The sequence below is a fragment of the Ruminiclostridium cellobioparum DSM 1351 = ATCC 15832 genome (assembly GCF_000621505.1).
In the GTDB taxonomy this organism is placed as follows: Bacteria; Bacillota; Clostridia; order Acetivibrionales; family DSM-1351; genus Ruminiclostridium; species Ruminiclostridium cellobioparum.
The window spans coordinates 1-22,635 of sequence record NZ_JHYD01000059.1; the positions used below are offsets into that span (position 1 = coordinate 1).

Sequence of the window (22,635 nt, forward strand, 5' to 3'; positions counted from 1 at the left end):
TTTATATTTTTTTAGTATTTCAGGAGCTGTATACTTTCCGTTCAGATAATCATTGACAGCTGACTGTTTTAATACGGAAGAATATCTACTTGCTTGACTACTTGTTCTTAATCCTTCAAATCCAAAAGCATTGTATAGACGGATCCAACCCTTTAGTGCGCCTTGACTCATTTCGTATATACGACATAATTCTCGAAATCCATAAGTGTTGTTAAGATATTCAATAATAATTTTCTCTTTTTCAGCGTAGGAATATTTGTGTTTAAATGCCATAAAATATACTCCCTCCTAAGTGACAAGTTTTTATTATTTTAATTGTCTACCTAGAAGGGAGCATATCATTTTACTCTGTAAACATCCTCTTTTTAATTCATCTTGCAAGTATTATAAACTTATTTGTTGTAAATATTGTAGATAATAACTGCAGTTTCAGCTCTGGTTGCAGTTTTCTGCGGATTTAGAGCATTTCCGCTGCCTGCTATTATTCCGGCTTTAACCAATGTGGCTGCGGCATCCTCAGCATAGGCCGATACCAGCTCCCTGTCTTTAAATCCGGCAATATCTGAAGCTGAGCCTTTGCTTATTGTTTTTCCTGCAACCTTCATGGCATTTGCCGCAATCACCATCATGTCCTGTCTGGAAATGCTTTGAGCAGGATTAAATTTATTATTCCCCACTCCGTTGACAATCCCCAGCTCCTTGGCTATGGCAACGGCATTGTAGTAGTAGCTGTCCTTGTTCACATCGTCAAAATTTCCACCCGGTGCTGCATTCAAACCAAGAGCATTGACAAGAAGAACCACAAAATCCGCTCTTGTAATATTTTTTCCAGGTGAATAGGTTGTGTCGGACGTACCGTTAATAATACCTTTTGCTGCCATAACTTCAATTTTTTCTTTTGCCCATAAGTGGTTATTCAGGTCATTAAAGGTTTTGCTTACATACACCACTGCATATTTGCCCAGGCGGTGTGCAGTAAAGGTCACCTGACCGGTCTTTGCGTCATATTTACCGCTTGGTACCGGTTTTGTATTCCCGTTTTCATCAATAGCCCATACTGTAATGTGCCCGGAGTTCCTAAGTTCTTCTGCATTGGGCTTGTAATCCAGGGATACTGTCACGGCAGCCTGCGGATTGCTGAGCTTCAATTCCTTACCGCCGGCAGAAGCTTTGATTTCAATAACCGGCCTGTCTCCAATGGTCTTTATGGCAGCTTCATCCTTAACACCTGACCTGTCTCCCTTGCCGATCGAGATATTGACGCTGTCGCCTGTCACATCCTTTGCATTAAACAGGTTGCCGGGCACAGTTATTGCTGCCACCGGGCTGTCTATTTTCAACAGGTTTGTCTGAGCAGATGTCACTGAAGTCTTTGGAAGCTCAAGCTCATATTGCTCGGCACCCTTTACTTCCGAAACCTTAATTGTTACCGTCTTGTTTCCTGCACTGTCAAGCTTTGCCGCCTCCAGAGCTTTTTTCAAATCCTCCGAACTTACGGCAGCTTGAGCCGTCTTGCCGGTTCCATTCAATACCGGCTTAACCTCCAGCTGAGCTGTCTGAGGCTTTGTCTCTGCCGGTGTTCCGGATGAATTGGATGAGGATCCGGAATTTGAAGCCGATGGTGTTGAAGGTGGATTTGACGGTTCGCCAGGTCTGTTCTGGTTGGTAATTGTAATCGTATAAACATTGGATTCAACACCTGAGCCGTCTTTTGCCACGGCCTTTACAGTGACAATTCCGTTTGCCCTGGCAGTCAATACGCCGTCAGCCGAAATTGTCGCATATCCGCTTCCGCTGATAATACTCCAGGTAACGCTGTTATCGGCATTTTCAGGTGTGACAGCCCTGGTCATTTTAAGTGTACCGCCATAAACCGTAATAGTATCAGCTCCGTTTTCTCCGGCTATTGTAATTGATGTCACCGGTGCAACCACCTTGCCGTTTGAAGGCATTGGCTGCGGAGTTACGGTGGGGCCCCATACTTCCATGGCATCAGGGAGTCCATTCCCCTGGGGCACGAAATGCACCCTGTCGATTGACAGCTTCCTTGGCTCAGTGCTGCCGGTGTTATAGTGTGTATGGTAGACCATAAACAGCTCGGTACCGTCGGGTGAATATACCAGGGAGTGGTGTCCCGCACCGGGTACAACAAGGTTGGACTTCATAATCGGGTTGTATTCATATTTTGTCCAGGGACCCATAGGTGAGCTGGATGTAGCGTATCCAACACCATAATCAGGGCTTTCAAAATGGTTTCCTGAATAAGTCAGGTAGTATATTCCGTTATGTTTGATCACAAACGGGCCCTCATTGATGTTTGCAACCGGCGGTTTCTGACTTTGCTCCCATGCCTGTGTGGGCCTGAAGCAGAAGGTCATGGTTTCTTCCTTAATAGTTTTCATATCGTCGTTCAATTCGGCAACCCATATTTCATTTGCATTGTTAAACCTTACAAAATAAAGGTACTGCCTGCCGTCGTCATCCTTGAATACATGGGCATCGATCTTAACGGTATCAGGCTTCATGGGTTCCTGAACCTCCTGTATAAAAGGTCCCAGCGGTGATTTGCTTACAGCTGCCGCAAGCCTTTCCTCAACTGCATAATACATATAGAAGGTTCCATTGCGTTCAACAACTTCGGGAGCCCAGAACCATTTATTGCCCCATGAATCTTCATTTTTCAAGGCCAGACCCCTGTCAGTCCAGTTGACGAGATCTGTTGAGGTGTAAACCTTAATTCCGCGGGACTTGTTTGTATCGCCGGTCTCAGTATTTGTCCCGTACAGATAGTATATGCCGTTATATTGCAGAACATATGGATCTGCCGTATCAGGCAATACCGAATTGGTATATGTCTCACCCAGGTCAACAGCTTTGTAAGAAGATACCTTTACATTATCAAACTTCGCAGCTGCGTTAAATGTACGCAGACCAAGCTTTCCTGTAGCTATGTGTGTGCTTTCCACAAGGTCGAATTTCGGATATGCATTTGTATTTAGCGGGTTGTCATTGATGAAAGCCTGAATATGGGCTTGATCCACCACAACCTTCATATGAGTCCATTCTCCAACTTTTATGTTCAGCTTCTTATTTGCTATTTCCGTCCAGCTGCCGTTTTCCATCTTCCCAAGCACAGCTGATTTTTGAGCTGCATTTATACCAAGGTAATAGCCGTCGAAGGCATCCGCACCTGTTGACGGGTTTGAAACCCTGAATATCATACCTGCTTCCGAACCGCTGGTTATCTGCACATCAGCCTCAAACACATAGTCTGTAAAGTCCTTGTCGAGAACCGCTTTATAACCTGCGCCGCTGTTAACGGTGTATTCACCGCCAGCCATCTGCCAGGTGCCCCCGTAGGTGGACCAGCCTGCATTTCCGCCGCTAAAGCCGTCAGCAAACAGAATCTCGGGCTGTGTTTCAGTTTCAGGCACAGTTACAACACACTTATCCTTAAAGTCCCCTTCCTTTGACCGGGCGGTAATTATTACTCTGCCTGGAGAAACTGCAGTTACCAGACCATTTTGATCCACTGTTGCAATACTGTTATTCCCCGAGCTCCAAATGACATTTGCACCGCTCAATCCATTATTTGTGAGCTTTGAGCTCTGACCTTCCTGTACTGTGAGCGCTTTTCTGTCCAGATCCACTCCGCCGCTGATCTCTTTAATTGCAAAATATTCAAATTTGACATTTATCCTGTCGTTTGCGGCAACAATATTGTTTGCGAAGAATCCTGCCTTCAATGGACCGCCAATATTGGTGGTTACAGGATCTGAAGCCTGTATCCAGCCGTATCCGTCCCAATAATATGTTGTGTACACATTACCTATCTTTTTGATCTTCAGTGTTACGGTATCTCCTCCGGGGTGGGGAGCAAAATTGTTGGGTTTTTTATACGTCCCCGAAACTTCATAAGCCGTTTCAAGAGTCCTGCCATTTACCCACACATGGGCAAGTTTTACGAAATTATCGGCATCCTTCCATACGAATAAGCCTGCCTGCTGGTGATTCAGGGCAACCGGCGCCGTCAGTTTTGTAACAATCTCAAAATCTCCGCTTGCAGGTATTGATCTCAGGAAAACATTGTTTTGACTGTTATTGTCCTGATATACATCTGTAGGCTGTGTATGAATTGTTACAGCACCCTGACCGATACTCCAGTCTTTAGGGGTTTCATTCCATATTGTCCAGGTGTTTTTATCCAGAGCTGCTCCGTCAAAATTGTCCACCGTATAGCCTGACAAGTCAGGGTCGGTAGGCAGATCACGGACTGTTACCTCACACTCGGCGTAAATTTCCGGATTTTCTGTACTTGCTACTTTTATTACTGCAGTTCCTGGAGCAATACCGCCTATTGTGATGGTTACCGTTCCGGATGCAAGATCTTCTCCGGTTTTACTTGCAGCAGCAATTTGATTATTTGCAGTTGAAATTGTTACCGCCTTGTTTGTACCCGCTATAGGTCTTATAGCTGCTGTAATTGTCCCATTCATTCCCTTTGTTACCGTTATGCTCTGCTTGTTCAGGCTTAAGGATTCGACAGGTACGGCCACCCCGCCGTCTTCAAGCTCCTCAAGCACTATGCGGTCAATCTGTGCAAAAGCGGTCTTTTTAGCCAGTTTGACAGTATTTAATCCCTCTTTCAGTGTAACGGTCAGGGAGGAGGGATTGAAATTATCCCAGCCAAAGTTCTTATAAGTAACTGTCTGAGGTTCTCCGTCATTTACTGTTACTTTCTGTTCCGCAATTCCTTCAGCACTTCCGTTGTCAGCCATTACAGTCATGGTATAGGTTCCTGCTTTGGTGACATTCACATTGAACAGTACATAGTCGCTGCCAACAGTATCAAGATTCCCTACAACCTTTCCGCCGGAGGCATTGCCTGAGTCCACAATCTTAGCCTTTCCGCCCGTCACTGCATCCTCTGCTTCATATGAGTGCCTGTTGACTTCAGGGGTGCCCGAAGGCTGCTCTATAAGCTCTCCGTAGCCCACCGGAGTTCCGAAGTTGGGAGTGCCGTCTGCATTCCAGGTAAACTTTTGTGCCCTTACACTTCTGTTGCCCCAGCTTCCGCCTGAATTTTTATCGGCGTGGTACACTATCCAGTCCTCGGTGCCGTCAGGAGACACGGTAAAGGAGTTATGTCCTGCTCCATACGCTCCGGCAGCTTTGCTGAAGACAGGGCCTGTTTTTGTCCAGGCTGCAGGATTCAAAACATCTCCTCCGGTATTTGTAAGCATACCCAGGCAATAGTCATCGGACCAGCTTCCGCTGGCGGAATACACTATAAATATTTTTCCGTCCTTCTGCAATATTTCGGGGCCTTCATTGATATATGCCGGTCCTGCTTTCTTTTCCCAATCTTTTTCCGGTGATGAAATACGTACCCTGTCACCGCTGATGGTCCATGGATTGCTCATAGGTGCGATATAAAGATCCTGCCTTCCATCCACATTTCCTTCCCAGCCCGACCATACGAAATACATCCTGCCGTCCTTTTGAAAAGCAGCTCCGTCAATTGCCCATTTGTCGGTGGAATCACTTATTTTCCCCTTGAAGGTGTAACTGCCCTGCGGGTCCTGTGAGTTTCCTTCCAGTACGTACATACGGTGGTTGGCATTGCTGCCGTTATCCGCAGCAAAATATATGTACCATTTTCCGTTCAGATACTGCAGCTCAGGTGCCCATAATTCCTTGGAATACATGGTTCCGGCCGGAGGAGTGTAAACCGTCACTCTCGGAGCCGTTCCTATATCCTGAAGTCTTCTTGCCTTTGCCACCTGTATGGCCCCATCATTTTCAGACTTGCAGTAGTAGTAATAACCGTCCTTAAATACTACGCTCGGGTCGGCAGAACCTGATCCGCTGCCCACCGGTACAATGGGATTGCTGAATTTCGAGCTCTTTGTAACTGTAACAGTACAGGTATCTGTAAAGCTTCCATCCTCGGTGGTCACAGTGATGACTGCGGAACCTTCCGACAAAGCCTTTACTGTTCCGTCCTGATCAACCTTTACAAAGGCAGGATTGTCAGTTGACCATATTACATTCTGATTTGCCGCATCCAATGGCTCCAGGCTTGCAAACAATTTCCTGCTGTCTCCCACACCAAGCACCAGAGTATCCGTATTCAATGAAACGGCTGTTACCGGGCTTGTGCTCAATACGGGCAGCAGTACTGTCTTTCCGAGACTTGGACCCGACCACTTAACGTGCATGCTGGCACTGCCTGTTGCATGGACATATTCTATCTTCACCGGATACTGCTGGCCGGCTGTTAAATTTATATTTCCGCTTACTTCTTCACGGATATTGCCGGTCTTATCAACAACTTTTGTATTGCCGACCCATATACCTGCTATATTATCGCTGTCCGCATAGAAGGTATAGCTGCCTGAAACAGCCGGTCTTATGGAACCTGCCCAACGGATTGAGAAATTATCCCTGTCAATGCCTGCCGAGGCATCGGGTGATCCGGTTCCTTTTTCATCTCCCAGATCAAAATCAATTCTGGGTGTAATGGAGGACTTCGCCATATCTGTGAAATTGCTGTCCCTGAAATACTGAACCCTGAACAGCGGAAGAGTATTAAAAGCGTCTCCTTTCAGCGCTTTAACATCATCTACCGACCATGGATGCCCATCGGGATATACAACTCCATGGAACGGCTTCTCCGGTTCATATGTAAGGGGATTTACATCAGAACCCCACGGGAATCTGCAGTTATCCCTGCCTATGCCCAACTCCCACATTACAAAACCGATCCCTTTGTCACCGTAATTCTCCACGATACCCGGAACCGATTGGTTGTTCCTCTGCATACATTCATCGGCAAGCACAGAAGCGTCGGCTGTAAATGTCCTTCCCACAGAGTTGAAGGTTTTTGGATAAGTTGCTTCATACGGATGCCAGGTAAGGAAATCCGAGAAGGGCGCACCGCTGAATTGACCTGCAGTTGCTGAAACCGGTATTTTTGAACCCAATTCCTTTATCCATATGCGTGAATCATTCATGAGCTGCTTTGTAACCTGGTCGTATATGCCCGATTCACCGTTGCCAGGCTCATTGTATGTGTTCCAGAAGGCTATTCTGTCATCATTCAGGTGGGCACCTACAATTCCTTCAACATATGCTTTCAGTTTTGCTTTTACAACACCGTCGGCATTGTTGTACAGAGCCTTGTAGTCATCCCCGGGCGCCTCGACCCACCTGCTGTTATGTGCGCCGTATCTGGGAGACATAGCCGGATCATAATCGTAGGTAGGATGATCGTCCCAGCAGTCATCAAAGAAAACCACTTCTACTTTTATGTCATATTTATCTGCCAGTGAAAGAAAATCTTCAAAATCATTCAGCAGCTTTGCGGAATTGTTTTCCCACAGGAGATTGTGGAGATAAACCCTGACAAGATTGATTCCATAGGCATGCGCATATGACAATTCCCTGTCATTTACCTCGTGGTCATATTCCTTCCACTGCTGTATTTCATTAACCGCATTTGTCGGAACAAATACGGCACCCTTGACCCAGGACCAGTTGTATACAGGTTTTTCTGCAGCTGCATCGGTAGTTACCGAAATATTGTCATACCTGGAATTGACCAGCCAGGTACGCATACCTATGGAGCCGCTGGTAAACATTGTATCCACAACACCTGCCACATGGCTGCCGTCAATATACATATCTATGTTGCTGCCATTGGCAGTTACCTTTATGTGGTATACCTGCCCTGCCGCAATAGGGTACGGAATGGTTGCAAGCTCCTGCCAGTTGTTATTGAAACGGCCGATCTGAGCTTTGCCGTCCCTGCATATGCCGGCGTAATACCCCTTCAGCATGTCTCCTCCAACTTTGGGATCGCTTACTCTGAATATAAGTCCGGTATTATTTGATTCGGTGCCTCCTGTAAAGGATACGTCGGCCTCATATGTGAAATCGGCAAAATTGACACCGTCAGCTACGGCTTTAAAACCTCCTCCGGCATTGACACTGTATGCACCGTCGGCAGCACTCCACGTTCCGCCATAGGTGGTCCATCCGTTGGCATTTCCGTCGCTGAAATCATCTGTAAAGTTTGCAGTTGCCTTCGTATAAGTTACACTTTGAACAATGGAATCATTCATTCCGGCTTTTTCAGCATAGGCTTTAACAGTTGCAGTGACCGTCAGTGTAATTTTGCCGCTGTATACCGGTGATGCAGCTGTAGGTGTGCTTCCGTCGGTTGTATAGTGTATTGCCGCATCAGCAGTTGCACAGGAAATGGTTACTTCCTGGGTATTTGCAAACGTGCATGCCTCAGGGCTGATCAAGGGCGCCGCCACCTGCTGCTTCAAGGGAGACAGTTTAACAGCGCTCACATTGTCATAGGTTACATTCCCGTTGTCATTCCAGGCTCTGAGGGCTATACCGCCTTCTGCATGGGAATTGTCGGTAATATCCGCAACAAATTTACCGTTTACGTATATATAGAAACTCTGTCCCACACCAATAATCTTAAGATGGTTGGCGGCATTTTTATTCACCGCCGCAGGAAAGTTTCCAATATCAGTCCACACTCCGTTTCCTGCCGATGAAAATTTGCAGATTTCAACATAATTGCTTACATTTATTCCTGCAAAATATCCATCCAATTTATCGGCACCATTGCCAGGGTTGGAAACTCTGAAGGAAAATCCGCTGCTCTGTCCGCTTTCAAAAGGATTTACCTCTCCTTCGAGAAGGAAATCGCTGTACTCTGAACCTGTTACCGCTTTATCACCTCTGGGTCTTGTAAAAGTATAGACGCCGCCGGCTTCAGTTTGTGTCCGGCCGGCCTCCAGGCCTTCATAGGCGGCCCAGGCACTCCTGTCTCCATCTTCAAAATCGTCACTGAATCGTGCACCTTCCGTTGCGATGACATACAGGGCCTTCGCCATGTCCGAGGCCGGCTTGCCGGCCATAAATGCCCTGGCTTTGAATAGAGTAGTATTGGATATGGTGATGGAGGAGGTATACAGATTTGAATTTGAATCGGGTATACTTCCATCGGTGGTATATCTGATCTCAGCTCCTGCAGTGTCACTTGTCATTTCTATTGTTTTCCCGGAGCTGTAAATGCCTTCCTGCACATTGAACTGAGGTGTCTGTACCGGCTGGGTGTTATAATCCCTGACACTGATATTGTCGATTTGGGATGTTCCCCACCAGGTTCTGAGCCCTATGGCCCCCGGAGATGTCACCTGGCTTCCGTCGTTATCGGTATAGTCGAGGTAAAGCACATCATTTAAATAAGCCTTAATATTGTTACCGACCGCAATTACCTTGAGATGTCCGCTTGCACACGGAACCTTCACCACCGCAAGTTCTTTCCAGACATTGTTTCCGGTAACACGTCCCAATTGCATTCTCTTGTCAACGCGCAATGCAACGTAATATCCATTGTAGCCATCGGCAGCATTACCCACCGGGTCACTTACTCTGAACAGAAAGCCTGTTCCATCGGAGTTTAAACCTGATACCGAGATGTCGGCTTCATATATCAGGTCGCCGAAGCTTGTATCCTCAGCTACGGCTTTAGCTCCGGGGCACCCTCCTATGGTGTATTGTCCTGATGCATTAACAGACCATGTACCCCTGTTGCCTGCATCACTGGAGCCATAAGCAGTCCATCCGTCGGCATTCCCATCGTTAAAGTCATCACTGAAACAGTCGGTTATGTATGATTGAAAAGTATTCAATCCCTGAAATAAATTCTCATCAACAAGCTCCCCGGGATTAAGGTCAATTGCCCCTCCCGATGTAGTATCCGCAGCACTGCTTGATGAGACGCCGTCATTTGCCGTATCGCTGTCATAAATATCGGCTGCAGCTACTTTCCCCAAAAAAAGGCTTGGAAAAATTCCGGATAAAATCAGTGCAACTGCCAGAAACATTGAGAGTGCCCTGATGTGACTTTTTTTCAAACCGGATTTGGTTTTTTTGCTAGACATAATATCTCCCTCCCACTTCAAAATTTTTTATAGAATACAATAAAACAAGCAGTATTCCATAATTCCGCCTTTAGCGGTAAAAGACTGAAACTCTTAGTATTCCTCCCCTGCCTCCTTTTTTCAATTAATATATTGATATAATTAAAGGATTCCTGGTACAACTGAAATCCATTAATTAGTTAACATAATATGCAATCAATTCCGGACTTTAAAAAAAAATTATAACTCAACTTTTTCACCGGTGTTGACACTAAAAGCTGAGTTATAAAAATAAGTTCAAAATAGATTTTACATGACCTGTTGGGAGATGTATTTATAATATTACGCAATTTTTTATACTATTTAGTTTTTATTTTTGATGCCTATATATTTTACTAATATTTTCTGTTGACTATTTCCTTTTTGGCTGATTCCTGGGGAAATACACCCTCACTTGTAATTATTTTTACAGGGAGTTCCTTACCGTTCATATAATCATTAACCGCCTTCATAAGCTGATTCCCCAGGAGAGGATTGCATTCAACGGTACAGTTCAGTTTACCTGCCATCATCAGCTGAAATGCCGATTTCACTCCGTCGATGGATACTATAACGATATCTTTACCCGGCAGGAGTCCGTGTTTTTCTATTGCTTCTATGGCTCCAAAAGCCATATCGTCATTATGTGAATATACAACATCTATTTTTCTGCTCTCAGAATTCAGAATATCGTTCATGACCTTCTTGCCTTCGACTTTTAAGAAGTCGGCCGATTCAGATCTGATGATGTTGAACTTTTTGTTTTTACCTATTACTTCGAGAAAGCCTGAACCTCTTTCTATGGCAGGTGTGGAGCCCACAGTACCTGTCAGTTCTACGATATTCACATTGGAGCTGTCGCTGAATTTGCCTTCCAGCCATCTTGCAGCCCTTCTCCCCTCTTCAATAAAGTCGGAGCCTATAAATGTGGTCTCCAGAGAATCATCCTTTACCCTGAGACTTCTATCAGAGCAAATAACTGGTATACCTGCACTTCTCGCCTCTTTCAGAACCTCATCCCACCCTGTTTCAACAATTGGCGAAAAGGCAATGACATCAACCTTTTGCTTTATAAAGGAGCGTATGGCATCTATTTGCTTTTGCTGACTGCTTTCACATTCCACTGTTATAAGTTCTATACCCGATTCAGCTGCTGCGGTTTTGATGGATTGGGTATTGGCCGATCTCCACATGCTTTCATTCCCCACAATTGCGTAGCCCAGTACAGGCGTTATGTTCCGGTCGTGCTCCTTTGAGGCTTTTTTATTTTCATTAAGAAATTGCTCCGCATTATCTTTAGTAATAATGCTGCTTTTCAATATTATCTTCTTGGGAATTCCTTTTATCTGGTTTAATATATCAATGGCATAAATAATTGATTCCTTCCCTCCGGTAGGACACCTGAAGGTACTTTCCAGGATACCTTTCTTGACCAGGTCGATCCCTCCGTTTTCCCCTTCAAGGCCGTCAATACCCACATACTTTATTCCGTTTATACCGTTTGCAGTCATTGCCTTATAGGCTCCATAGGCCATATGGTCGTTCTGGGCAAATATTACCGATACTCCTGACAGATTGTCCTTGAGCAGATTTACCTTATCCTCGGCAATGTCACTTTGCCAGTCGGCATATATTGACGCCGTCAGATCTATTTTTGAATTCTTGTCGATTATTTCACGAAAGCCCTCACTCCTGCCCAATACCGGAGGTGAACCGGACAGACCCTGAATTTCAAGCACTTTTCCACCTTTGTTTTTCAGCAGTTCCACCACATGTGCCCCGGCCTGCCTTCCAATCATATTATTATCGGGGCCGATATAAAGAGTATAGTCATACCCCTCGACGGCCCTGTCCAATACTATGACGGGAATATTCTGATATGCCTTTGCAACAACGGGGGTCAGTGCCTTGGAATCATTGGGTGAAATTATCAGCAGATCAATGCCCTCCGTGAGAAGTTCCTCAACATCCTTAACCTGTTTTGCATTGTTGCCGGCCGCATCTGTGAAAATGACCTTGAGGTTGTCATGCTTTTCGGCTTCCTCCTTGATCTCTTCAGTCATTTTTACACGCCAGGGCTCCACCAGATTCGCCTGGGACATTCCTATCAAGTATTTTATATCGTCACTGCTCTCTTCTTTTTGCCTTCCGCAGCCCATAAATGCAAATAAAGACAATACCACCAGCAATACAACCATGGCCAAGCCTTTTAAATATGAACTTCCCACCTTATCTCCCCCCTTTTTTGTACTCTACGGGAGATACCCCCAATACCTTTTTAAATGCCGTACTGAAATAGTGCTGACTGTTGTAACCTACCCTTTCGGCTATTTCATATATTTTCATCGAAGGATCGGTCATTAATTGAATGGCCATTTTAACCCTGACCTGTGTAAGATAATCTATGAAGGAGGTACCGGTTTCCTGTTTCAGCACCCTGCTCAAATAGGATGCGCTGACCTTTATATCCCTTGCTACATCCTCCAGTGACAGCTCCTCCTTGAAATAGTTGTTCTCTATGTATTGTTTGGCCTTTATAACCATGGGAGTATAGCTGGACTCCCTGCTCATTTCATCAATAAGAGCATCATAAACCGCCGGTATTTCATCGGTCCCTTTTTCAATAACCTTCTGATAGACCCTGATGGATTTATCCAGGTACTTTTCCATACATGACTCAAACTTATCCTTCAGCTGAAACCAATCCGAAATGTTCGGAATTCCTGTTAATGCGACTATATTGTCCTTATTGTCTCTAAAGACAATATTAGGCTGCAGGTTTTCCACAAGTTCCTCGATCACATTCTGAATTGCAAACATCAAAAGGTTGTTATCCCAATCGTCCATTTCAACCATACTGTTTTTTTCAACAGGCTTTACAAGGAGCATTCCGGTTTTATCTGCAAACTTCACCTGATAATAGTCCAGCTGTTCCCTTATTTCCGATGAAGAAAAATGATTTTCCAGCCATTCGTTCATAAATTTTTCTTTTAAAATTTTATAATTCTGAGATAGTTGATTCTGCGCCCATTTGTAGTATTTATTACGGTTTTTAATGCTGTTTATTTCATCAATTGCCCTTATTACCACATTGTGCAACTGCTCCCTGGATACGGGCTTCAGAACGTAATCAAATACTCCAAGCCTCAAAGCTTGCCGGGCATAAGAAAATTCATCATGACCGGTGACCACGATCATAATACATTCGTCGTACTCCTGCTTGACTTTTTCAATCAGCTGCAAACCGTTAATAAAAGGCATACAAATATCCAGCAGGATGATGTCGGGATGCTTGCTCCGTACAATCTCCAGTGCTATTTCCCCATCCTCCGCCTCCCCGATAATATCCACACCGATTTCAGCCCAATTCAATGAATTTCTGAGACCCTTTCTGATTTTTGGTTCATCATCTGCGATTAGCAATTTCCACATAAATAAATGACCTCACTTCTCAATAATAGGATGAAAAACACATACGGTAGTTCCCTCTCCGGCTTTGCTGGTAAATGAAAGACCATATTGATTTCCAAAGGACAGTCTTATTCTATTTTGAACATTAAAAGTACCGTATCCCGGATTTCTATTTCCCAGGTTATCCGAACTGAGCATAGCCTGTATTTCCTGGAGTCTTGCCTCGGACATGCCGGCTCCGTTGTCGGATATGCTCAAGCAAATACCTTTATCGTGTTTTTCTGCTGTTATGGAGATTTTCCCTGTACCTCTTTTCTCTTTTACTCCATGGTATATTGCATTTTCAACCAGGGGCTGGAGAATGAGTTTGATGACTTTGTACTCAAGAATGGAGTCTTCAAAACTGATTTCATAATCAAGCTTTTCCTCATAGCGGATTTTCTGTATAATGAGATAGCTTTTTATATGCTCTAATTCCTCTTTGACTGATATCATTTCATTTCCCTTGTTTATACCTATCCTGAACAACTTCGTAAGAGCGTCCACTACTTCGACGATGTCATCGGCTTTATGGACCTGCGCCATCCATTGAATGGTGTCCAGGGTGTTATAAAGAAAATGGGGTTTTATCTGGGCCTGCAGGGTCTTCAGCTCAGCCTCCCGCTTGCTCTTCTGCTCTACATAAACCATTTCGATGAGATTTCTTATTTCATCTATCATCCTGTTGAAGCTGTCGCCAAGCTGTCCAATTTCATCACGTCCATTGTAATTAAACCTTACATTCAGATCCCCTTCTTCAGCCTTTCTCATAAGCCTTCTAAGTTTCTTCAGCGGGTTTGCTATTGATTTTGTAAAAAACAAAGCGGCTATGAAAGCCAGGACCATTGTTACAATTCCTATGCCCACAATATAAAATCTAATATTGGTAACGACCTGCAAATTTTTACTTAATGAAAATACTCCCACCGTCTTAAAATTTGTATAGTCTGAATGCTTGTAAATTATTTTATATTTATTATTTTTAATATCCCGTGTGACACTGTTTGTATCGCTGTTGAGCCATTTGTTGTTCACGCGGTAAACAATCGGATTTACAGGTGCATACACCATATTTCCGTCGCCGTCCAGTATGTATAAAAAGCCGTCTTTTCCCAAAGTTACATCAGCAATTACATCTTTTATGGTTGCCAGTTTCAAGTCGATCAGTACCGTGCCCGTGAAATTACCGGTAACGGAGTCTGTAAATGCTTTGGATACCGATAATACCGAATCTGAGCTGTAATCCTTGTATGCCCTTATATTTCTGCCCAGAGGCTTGCTTATCAAATGAATCTTGGAAGGTTGGGCATACGCCAGCTTGAACCAGACATCCCTGGAAAAACTGTCTCTGGATATCTTACTCATTTCATTGCTTATATATGTATCATTGGAATTAACGATCATTATTCCGCCTATTTCGGTATGGGCTTCTGAAAAAGATCTTAAAATACGCTTGATCTCATATTCGGTCTCTGCTTTTTCTTTCTGGGTTTTGAATTCATTTTTTAAGAATTTGTTTATCTGCGGATCCTGTGACAGATAATAAATAATGTTTTCAATATTTTTTAAATAGAACTCGACGTTATTATTAACCTGATCAATCATCTGAATGGTGTGGTTGTTGATTTCTGCAGACATGGTTTTGGAATAATAGTGGTTTCCCATAAGGCTTATGGTAAATATGGGCAGCAGTATTAGCAACAGGAAGTATATCAGCAGTTTATAGCTGATGCTTTTTAATTTGAATATGTGTTTAAAATTTGACAAAAGCTCACCCTCTTAGTTATAATATTCGCTTTTATTCCAAATTTCGACATCAATTATTATACAACTAAACTATGTATATTGAAATACTTTCTTCCATTTCACCGGCCATATCGGACATTTGATGAGCAAGTGCCAGCACCTCTTCAAGATTGGCAGTCTGCTCTTCAACAGCAGCCAGTATGGATTCTCCCTCGGATTTATTGCTTACGGAGATGCTTCTGATTTCTACAATACTCTTATGTACCTTCGTAACTATCTGGTTGACGTTTGATATATCTTTTGAAATAACCCTTATCTCATTGTCAACATTTTGACTTGCTGTCCTTATATCTTCAAAATGCTCTTTTGTTTTTTCAGCTATAGTATTTCCTTCATTCATTTTTGAAACGCTGAGTTCCATGTTCTTGCTCATATTATTGGTTTTTTCCTGTACAGATTTTATTATCCGGTCTATTTTACCGGTGGCGAGCGAGGACTTTTCTGCAAGCTTTCTTATTTCAGCTGCCACGACCGCAAAGCCCTTACCCGAAATTCCGGCTCTGGCCGCCTCTATTGTGGCATTCAAGGCAAGCAGGTTTGTATTTGCCGTGATCTCTTCAATGGTTTCGATTATTGTGGTCATTTCACTTGTTTTTACTTTAAGATTTTTTGTATCTTCGCTGGTACTCAGTATTATATCTGAAATATCCCTGAGTTCATTGTTAAGATTGTCTATATATGTATTACCTGTTACGGCTTTTTGTACTGATTGCCTTGCCTTTTCCATAATTTTTTCAGAATTTGTATTTAGGGCATTAAAAGTATTGAATAATGTTTCCATATGAGGTGTTGTTTCCAGCACCAATTGATTTTGGCCGTTTATACCCTCACAGACACTTTGGGCCGCTGAGGCAATTTCCATATTTACCTTGCTGTTGGTGTCCGAACTCATTAAAAGGACCTCCGAAGCCTCTTTAGTGCTTCTGCTCATTTTCCTCATATTCAGGATAGTCTGCTTAAGACCTTTTATCATCTCATTAAAAGATCCTGACATATCCTTAATCTCGTCCCTGGTATTTACCTCAAACTCATCGACGGATAAATTGCCCGATGTGATTTGTTTTAAAATCCTGTTCAGCCGGTTAATAGGATTTGATACCTTAATTGAAATAAGCAGTGAGCATGTGATTGAGATGATACATATGACAACTAATGCTGCTATATTGATTATAATGGCTCTTTTAAAGCTTTGTTCAATAACCAGCTTTGTCTTATTGCTCTCATTTAGTTCATTTTTGATAAAATCCTGAATATTTGTTTCAACAAGTACAGCTATTTCGGTTACATAGTCCAGTGAGGCCTGTATTTCATCATATGACTTTTTCTCCTCGATCTGCCTGCCTATTTCATCCACCTTTTCTTTAAGGGAACTCATGGTCCTGGACACTGAATCCAGCTTTGACAGACTGCTTTCCGACCTAACCGTCTTTTTAATAGTGTCTGTTTTTTTGTTGACATCATTTATTATATTATATTGATCTGCATTTTTAAAATCCTTTTGCCCGACGCCTATACTCCTCATTTCGGAATCAATCTGTTCTTTAAGGCCGTCATTAATACTGTTTGCAATAGCAATATTGGATAAAATGGTATCATATTGTTTATTAAAGCCGGAAAAATTAATAATCGTATACAAGTTTAAAATACTCATAAGTACGATAATAGTTACACAGCAGGCGGTAAACTTTGTTCTGATGGTAACCCTATTGAATTTTTTTACCATATCGGCAACCTGTCTCTTTTCACTTTTCATAGCAATACCTCCCAGGTAAATTTCATTCCTGTGTTTTTTCTACATCAAAACCAGGTGGACGGACTCCACCTGGAATTTGTAAACTATTGCCTTTATGCCTTTACCTTCAGTTGTTTTGCCTTTTTACCGGTATTGATTTTTGCCTTCCTGCCTGTGTCTTTTCTTATAGTGAGCAATCTCTGTATCATAATGAACATACACAGCAGAAGAGCAACTGCGATCCTTGTCCACCACGAACTCAGCGTCCCCTGAAACATTATCAGCGTCTGTATGACACCCTGTATAAGGACACCGAACAGGGTTCCGAACACATAGCCCACACCTCCGGTAAGAGACGTCCCGCCTATGACAGCAGATGCTATTGCATCCATTTCCCCACCCTGCTGGTGCAGCGTATAACCTGACAGCATGTAAAAACTGAATACTATACCCGCTATTGCATAGCATACCCCACTGTAGGTATATACCAGAACCTTTGTCCTGCCCACTGGAAGTCCCATCAATCTGGCCGATTGTTCATTTCCTCCAATGGCATAGACAGAACGTCCAAACCTGGTATAGTGTGCAATGTATATAGTTATGCTTATGACTATTAATGCAATAACAACACCAATGGATATAAATGATTTATCATATAAATAAATTCTGTAATTTGATATATCGGTATATAGTTTATTTTTTATGTTGATTGTGTCGGTGCTGATTACCGCTGTCATACCCCTTGCAAAGAACAGTCCTGCCAGAGTAACTATAAAAGGCTGAATCCTGAAGAAGTGTATCAGACAGCCCTGAATCAGCCCAAAACCGGCTCCCATCAATATCATTAAAGCCATTACCAGTACAGGGTTGAAACCTTTCAGCTCCAGCAGATAGGCCGACAGCATACAGGTCAGTGCAATAACCGAACCAACCGAGATATCTATTCCTCCTATGAGCAAAACCATTGTCATTCCAGATGCGGATATGATGAGAAAGGCGTTGTCTATAAACAGGTTAAGGAATGTTTGAAGTGAAAAGAAACCCGTATATAAAACCGACCCTATGGAAAAAAGCACAAAGAATAAAAATATTGTTATGTATAGTGATAGAAATTTTGAATTAAACAGTTTTTTCATATTTTAACCTCCTATGGGTGCTCAATACCTTCAGGATCATCTTATGAGTACCCTCAGACTGGAACAGGCATATTATCACCACAACAATTGCTTTTACAACGGGCAGTACCTCCGGTGAAACACCCATTGCGTAAAGAGTGGTTGTCAGGCTTTGAATTATCAAGGCTCCGATAACACTGGCTGCAATTGAGAATTTACCTCCGCTCATAGGGTTCCCACCGATTGCAACCGCCAATATGGCGTCCATTTCAATCAGCAGCCCCGCATTATTACTGTCTGCAGCTTTTATCATGGAACTTATCATAAGCCCTGCTATACCTGCACAAAGGCCGCATATGGCATAGGTGGCAAAAACTATTCTCTGTGCCTTAAGCCCGGCAAATCTGCTTGCTTTGGAATTGACTCCCACCGATTCCACAAATAGTCCGAAGGCTGTTTTCTTTACAAACAAAACTATTGCTGTCAGCACAACTGCTACTATAAAAATGGAAAACGGTATGGGAAGATGGGGAAGGAAGCCTGCCAGGTATGAAAAAGGCTTGTACTGAGTGGTGGGTATCTGTCCGTTTGTAACAAGCTGTGCTATTCCCCTTCCCGCAACGTTCAGGATCAAAGTTGCAACAACTGCCTGCACTCCGATCCTGGATACCAGGAATCCATTCCAGCAGCCCAGCAATGCCGCCGCTGCCAGGGAGGCAATTATACAAAGAAGGAAAGGGGTGTTCGGAGCAATTCCCGAGCCCAGTAGTTGAACAGTTATTGCCCCCGAGATAGCAACTACCGAGCCTACTGAAATATCTATTCCCCCTGTGGCAATTACCAGGGTCATCCCGATTGTTATTATTATCAAAGAGGAAGAACGGTTTATTATATCAATGATCCTGCCGTATAAATTGCCGTTTTTTAATTCAATAGTCAAGAACCCGTCAATAAAAATCGAATCAAATATTAACACTGCCAGCAGTGCAACAATGGGCCAAAACAAACGCTTTTTAGTCAAATTTTTAATTACTGTAACCAAGTTTTGCACAATTAATCCTCCCCTGCTATTGATTTCATTACATTTCTGTCAGTCAGCTCATCCTCACATATTTCTGCAACCTTGCGTCCATCACGTAAAATTGCCATACGGGAACAGCATCTGAGAGATTCATCCATTTCAGAGGATATAAATACCACAGACATACCTCTTTCCGCAAATTGTATTATCAGTTTCTGTATTTCCGTTTTTGTTCCCACGTCGATTCCCCTTGTGGGTTCGTCCAGAATCAGCAAATCCGGATTTGTTGCAAGCCATCTTGCTAAAATAACCTTCTGCTGGTTTCCTCCGCTCAAATTTTTAACAAGCTGTTCTTTTCCGGATGTCTTTATATTTAAAAGTTTTATGTATTCGTCGGCTATCCGCTCCTGTTCTTTTCTGGATATTGTTTTTCCAATCCCGTTTCTGGCTTGAAGGGCAAGAATTATATTCTCACGGACCGAAAGCTCGCCGATTATGCCCTCGGTCTTTCTATTCTCAGGGCATAATGCTATACCACGCTTGATTGCATCTATCGGTGAAGCAATATTGGCCCTTTCGTCATTAACTCTTATTTCACCGCTGTCAGCCTTATCTATTCCAAAAATTACTCTGGCCAGTTCACTTCTTCCGGATCCCAACAATCCGGCCAGCCCAAGTACTTCTCCTTTTCTTATTTCCAGATCAAATGGTTCTATTGTTCCTGTGTGTCCAACTCCGTTAAAACTCATAAAAGTATCGTTGTCATTAGTATTCTGCTCTTTATTGGCATCCTTTTTCAAATTTGAAAGAATGTCCAGATCCTTACCAATCATTTTAGCCACAAGTTGTATTTTAGGGAGAGACTCTGCCTCATATTCTCCCACCAGTTCACCGTTTCTCAAAACTGTTATCCTGTCTGAAACTTCATAAACCTGATCCAAAAAGTGTGTTACAAATATTATCCCCATTCCTTCCGATCTAAGCTTCTTCATGATAATGAAAAGCTTCTCAACCTCATTCTTGTCGAGACTTGACGTTGGTTCATCCAGAATCAAAACCCTGGCTTTATAGTCAATAGCCCTGGCTATTGCTACCATTTGTTGGATGGCAACCGAATAGTTCTCCAGCTTTTGTCTTACATCAATTTTCAAATCCAATTTTGCCAATGCCTGTTCAGCACGTCTGTTAATTTCTTTCCAATTAATTTTTCCGTATCGAGTGGGCTCTCTTCCTATATAAAAGTTTTCAGCAACCGTGAGATTAGGACAGAGATTTACCTCCTGATAAACCGTGCTGATACCAAGCTCCTGTGCCTGCTGTGTTGATTTGGCCAGAATTTTTTCTCCGCCCAGGTATATTTCTCCCGAATCCAATTCCTCTACGCCTGTCAATACCTTTATCAATGTTGACTTTCCTGCTCCGTTCTCCCCCATCAGGGCGTGAATCTCACCTGCTCTCAGTTTAAAATCAACACTCTTAAGAGCCTTTACTCCCGGGAAAGTCTTGCTTACACCATTCATTTTTAATACTGCTTCATTATTTGCCATTTAAGACTATCCCTCCATGACCTGATTTTTGATTAATTTTTCGGGGATACATGACTGTATCCCCGAAATAATTACTGAATTATGATTGTCCAATGAATTAATATACGCGGTTTGGCAACGCTTCCTGTGCCTTATCAGCAGGATATATTCCTTCCTGTGATTTAATCCATTTTTCAACTGTTCCGCCCTTGACCAATGTTTCAGCAGCGTCAAATACTTGTGGTCCCAGTAATGGATTGCATTCAACAGTAGCATTGTACTTTCCGTCAACCATAGCCTGGAATGCGTCTTTAATACCGTCAACGCCAACTATCTTGATATCAACTCCGGGCTTTAAACCAGCTTCTTCGATAGCCTGGATGGCACCCATACCCATATCGTCGTTGTGTGCATATACACCCTGAATATTCTTTCCGTCTGACTTGAGGAAGGATTCCATTACTTCCTTACCCTTTGCACGGGCGAAATCGCCGGATTGAGTTTTGATGATCTTTAAGTCCGGATGGTTCTTAAGTTCTTCAGCAAAACCTTTCTGACGGTCTGTAGCAGCTGAAGCTCCAACTGAACCCTGTAATTCTACAATATTACCTTTTTCACCCATAGCCTTGGCCAACTCAATACAAGCGTTCTTACCTTCTTCAATAAAGTCGGAACCGATAAATGTGGAGTACAGGGAAGGATCGCAATCAACACCACGGTCTACCAATATAACAGGGATCTTTGCATCCTGTGCTTCTTTGAAAACTGTATCCCATCCTGATGAAACAGCCGGAGCTACAACGATTGCATCTACTTTTTGCTGTATGAATGATCTGATGGCCTTGATCTGATTTTCCTGCTTTTGCTGGGCATCAGAGAATTTCAAGTCGTATCCGCGCTTTGCCGCTTCGTCTTTAATTGACTGAGTCTCTGCTGTTCTCCAGGCACTTTCGGCACCAACCTGTGCAAATCCGATTACCAGCTTCTTGGCAGCTTCAGTTGATGGCGCTGCCGCCTCACTTGCCTGAGCTGTCTCAGACGGCTTTGCGGATTGGGTACTTTCTACCTTTGAGCTTGATCCTCCGCAGGCAGCTAATGAAAATACCATTGTTATGGCTGCAATAGAAGAAATTGCTCTTGCTAATAATTTGTTCATGACTTTCCTCCTTAATTTGTGTTGGTATGTAACTTACACGTAAATTATAAGAAAAATCAAATAAGCAGTATTTAGAAAAATCGGCTTTTTTTTATACTATTACATACAAATTTATCAGACAAATTATTAAATAAATAAACTTTCCTTATACTAAAAGAAACTTAAAAATCCTAAGAATCTTAAATTTTTAAGTTTCTCAGGATTTTTTGTAGATTATTTCGTATAAACTTTTAAACTTTCCTTACATGCAAAAAAAGTCTTGAGGATGATACCTCAAGACTTTCATATAAATCTGGCAGAGACTTACTTTCCCGGGCCGTTGCCAGCCAAGTATTATCAGCACTGAGATGCTTAACTGCCGTGTTCGGTATGGGAACGGGTGTATCCATCTCGTCATTTCCACCAGAAAATTTAAAATTGTGATAAGCTTCGTATTACCTCGCTTCTGACAATTTTATTTAACTTTTTAACTAATTCCTTTGAGATTTACTCATTGAGAATTAAATAATGTATCGAAGTAATAAGAAGATTTGAAACTAACTCATAGATTTTTTAAGACTATCTACTTTTGAATACCTGTTTTTTTGGGTCAAACCCTCGACCTATTAGTATCAATCAGCTTAATACATTACTGCACTTACACTCTTGACCTATCAACCATGTAGTCTACATGGGGTCTTACCCTTACGGTGGGATATCTCATCTTGAGGTGGGTTTCACGCTTAGATGCCTTCAGCGTTTATCCCTGCCGAACTTGGCTACCCAGCTGTGCCATTGGTATGACAACTGGTGCACTAGAGGTTCGTCCATCCCGGTCCTCTCGTACTAAGGACAGATCCT

Annotated in this window: 10 protein-coding genes and 2 rRNA genes; all 12 read right to left on the reverse strand. The window is 42.9% G+C overall.

The genetic code is table 11. The features are described 5' to 3' along the window. Window positions 1-273, reverse strand: a 273-nt coding sequence (locus T344_RS0118535; RefSeq protein ID WP_027628713.1) for a helix-turn-helix domain-containing protein, incomplete at its 3' end; no start/stop codon positions are given. 119 nt (window positions 274-392) lie between these two features. Further along, window positions 393-9,971 (reverse strand): family 43 glycosylhydrolase, encoded by a 9,579-nt coding sequence (locus T344_RS30790; RefSeq protein ID WP_051572032.1) that lies wholly within the window; start codon window positions 9,969-9,971, stop codon window positions 393-395. A gap of 374 nt (window positions 9,972-10,345) precedes the next feature. After that, window positions 10,346-12,217: a substrate-binding domain-containing protein gene (locus T344_RS0118545; RefSeq protein WP_027629939.1), complete on the reverse strand. Its 1,872-nt coding sequence runs from the start codon at window positions 12,215-12,217 to the stop codon at window positions 10,346-10,348. A gap of 1 nt (window position 12,218) precedes the next feature. Then, a complete protein-coding gene (locus tag T344_RS0118550; RefSeq protein WP_027629940.1) occupies window positions 12,219-13,421 on the reverse strand; it encodes a response regulator transcription factor in 1,203 nt (400 codons plus the stop codon). Window positions 13,422-13,433: 12 nt separating this feature from the next. Further along, window positions 13,434-15,206, reverse strand: a complete 1,773-nt coding sequence (locus T344_RS0118555; RefSeq protein WP_027629941.1) for a cache domain-containing sensor histidine kinase — start codon at window positions 15,204-15,206, stop codon at window positions 13,434-13,436. Window positions 15,207-15,270: 64 nt separating this feature from the next. Then, window positions 15,271-16,998, reverse strand: coding sequence for a methyl-accepting chemotaxis protein (locus T344_RS0118560; protein ID WP_027629942.1), 1,728 nt, complete (start codon window positions 16,996-16,998; stop codon window positions 15,271-15,273). 92 nt (window positions 16,999-17,090) lie between these two features. After that, on the reverse strand, window positions 17,091-18,113 hold the full coding sequence (gene yjfF / locus T344_RS0118565; protein WP_027629943.1) for a galactofuranose ABC transporter, permease protein YjfF: 1,023 nt from the start codon (window positions 18,111-18,113) through the stop codon (window positions 17,091-17,093). Further along, window positions 18,097-19,143 carry an ABC transporter permease gene (locus T344_RS0118570; RefSeq protein ID WP_027629944.1) on the reverse strand — a complete coding sequence of 349 codons (1,047 nt, stop codon included), beginning with the start codon at window positions 19,141-19,143 and terminating at the stop codon, window positions 18,097-18,099. Before T344_RS0118570 ends, yjfF begins: the two co-directional genes overlap by 17 nt. 2 nt (window positions 19,144-19,145) lie before the next feature. Next, a complete protein-coding gene (locus T344_RS0118575) occupies window positions 19,146-20,660 on the reverse strand; it encodes a sugar ABC transporter ATP-binding protein (protein ID WP_027629945.1) in 1,515 nt (504 codons plus the stop codon). 97 nt (window positions 20,661-20,757) lie between these two features. Next, on the reverse strand, window positions 20,758-21,795 hold the full coding sequence (locus tag T344_RS0118580) for an ABC transporter substrate-binding protein (RefSeq protein ID WP_004626615.1): 1,038 nt from the start codon (window positions 21,793-21,795) through the stop codon (window positions 20,758-20,760). Between the two features lie 290 nt (window positions 21,796-22,085). Continuing rightward, a 5S ribosomal RNA gene (rrf, locus tag T344_RS0118585) occupies window positions 22,086-22,202 on the reverse strand. A 178-nt stretch (window positions 22,203-22,380) separates the two neighbouring features. Next, window positions 22,381-22,635: ribosomal RNA gene (locus T344_RS0118590) — 23S ribosomal RNA — on the reverse strand; the annotation flags it as partial.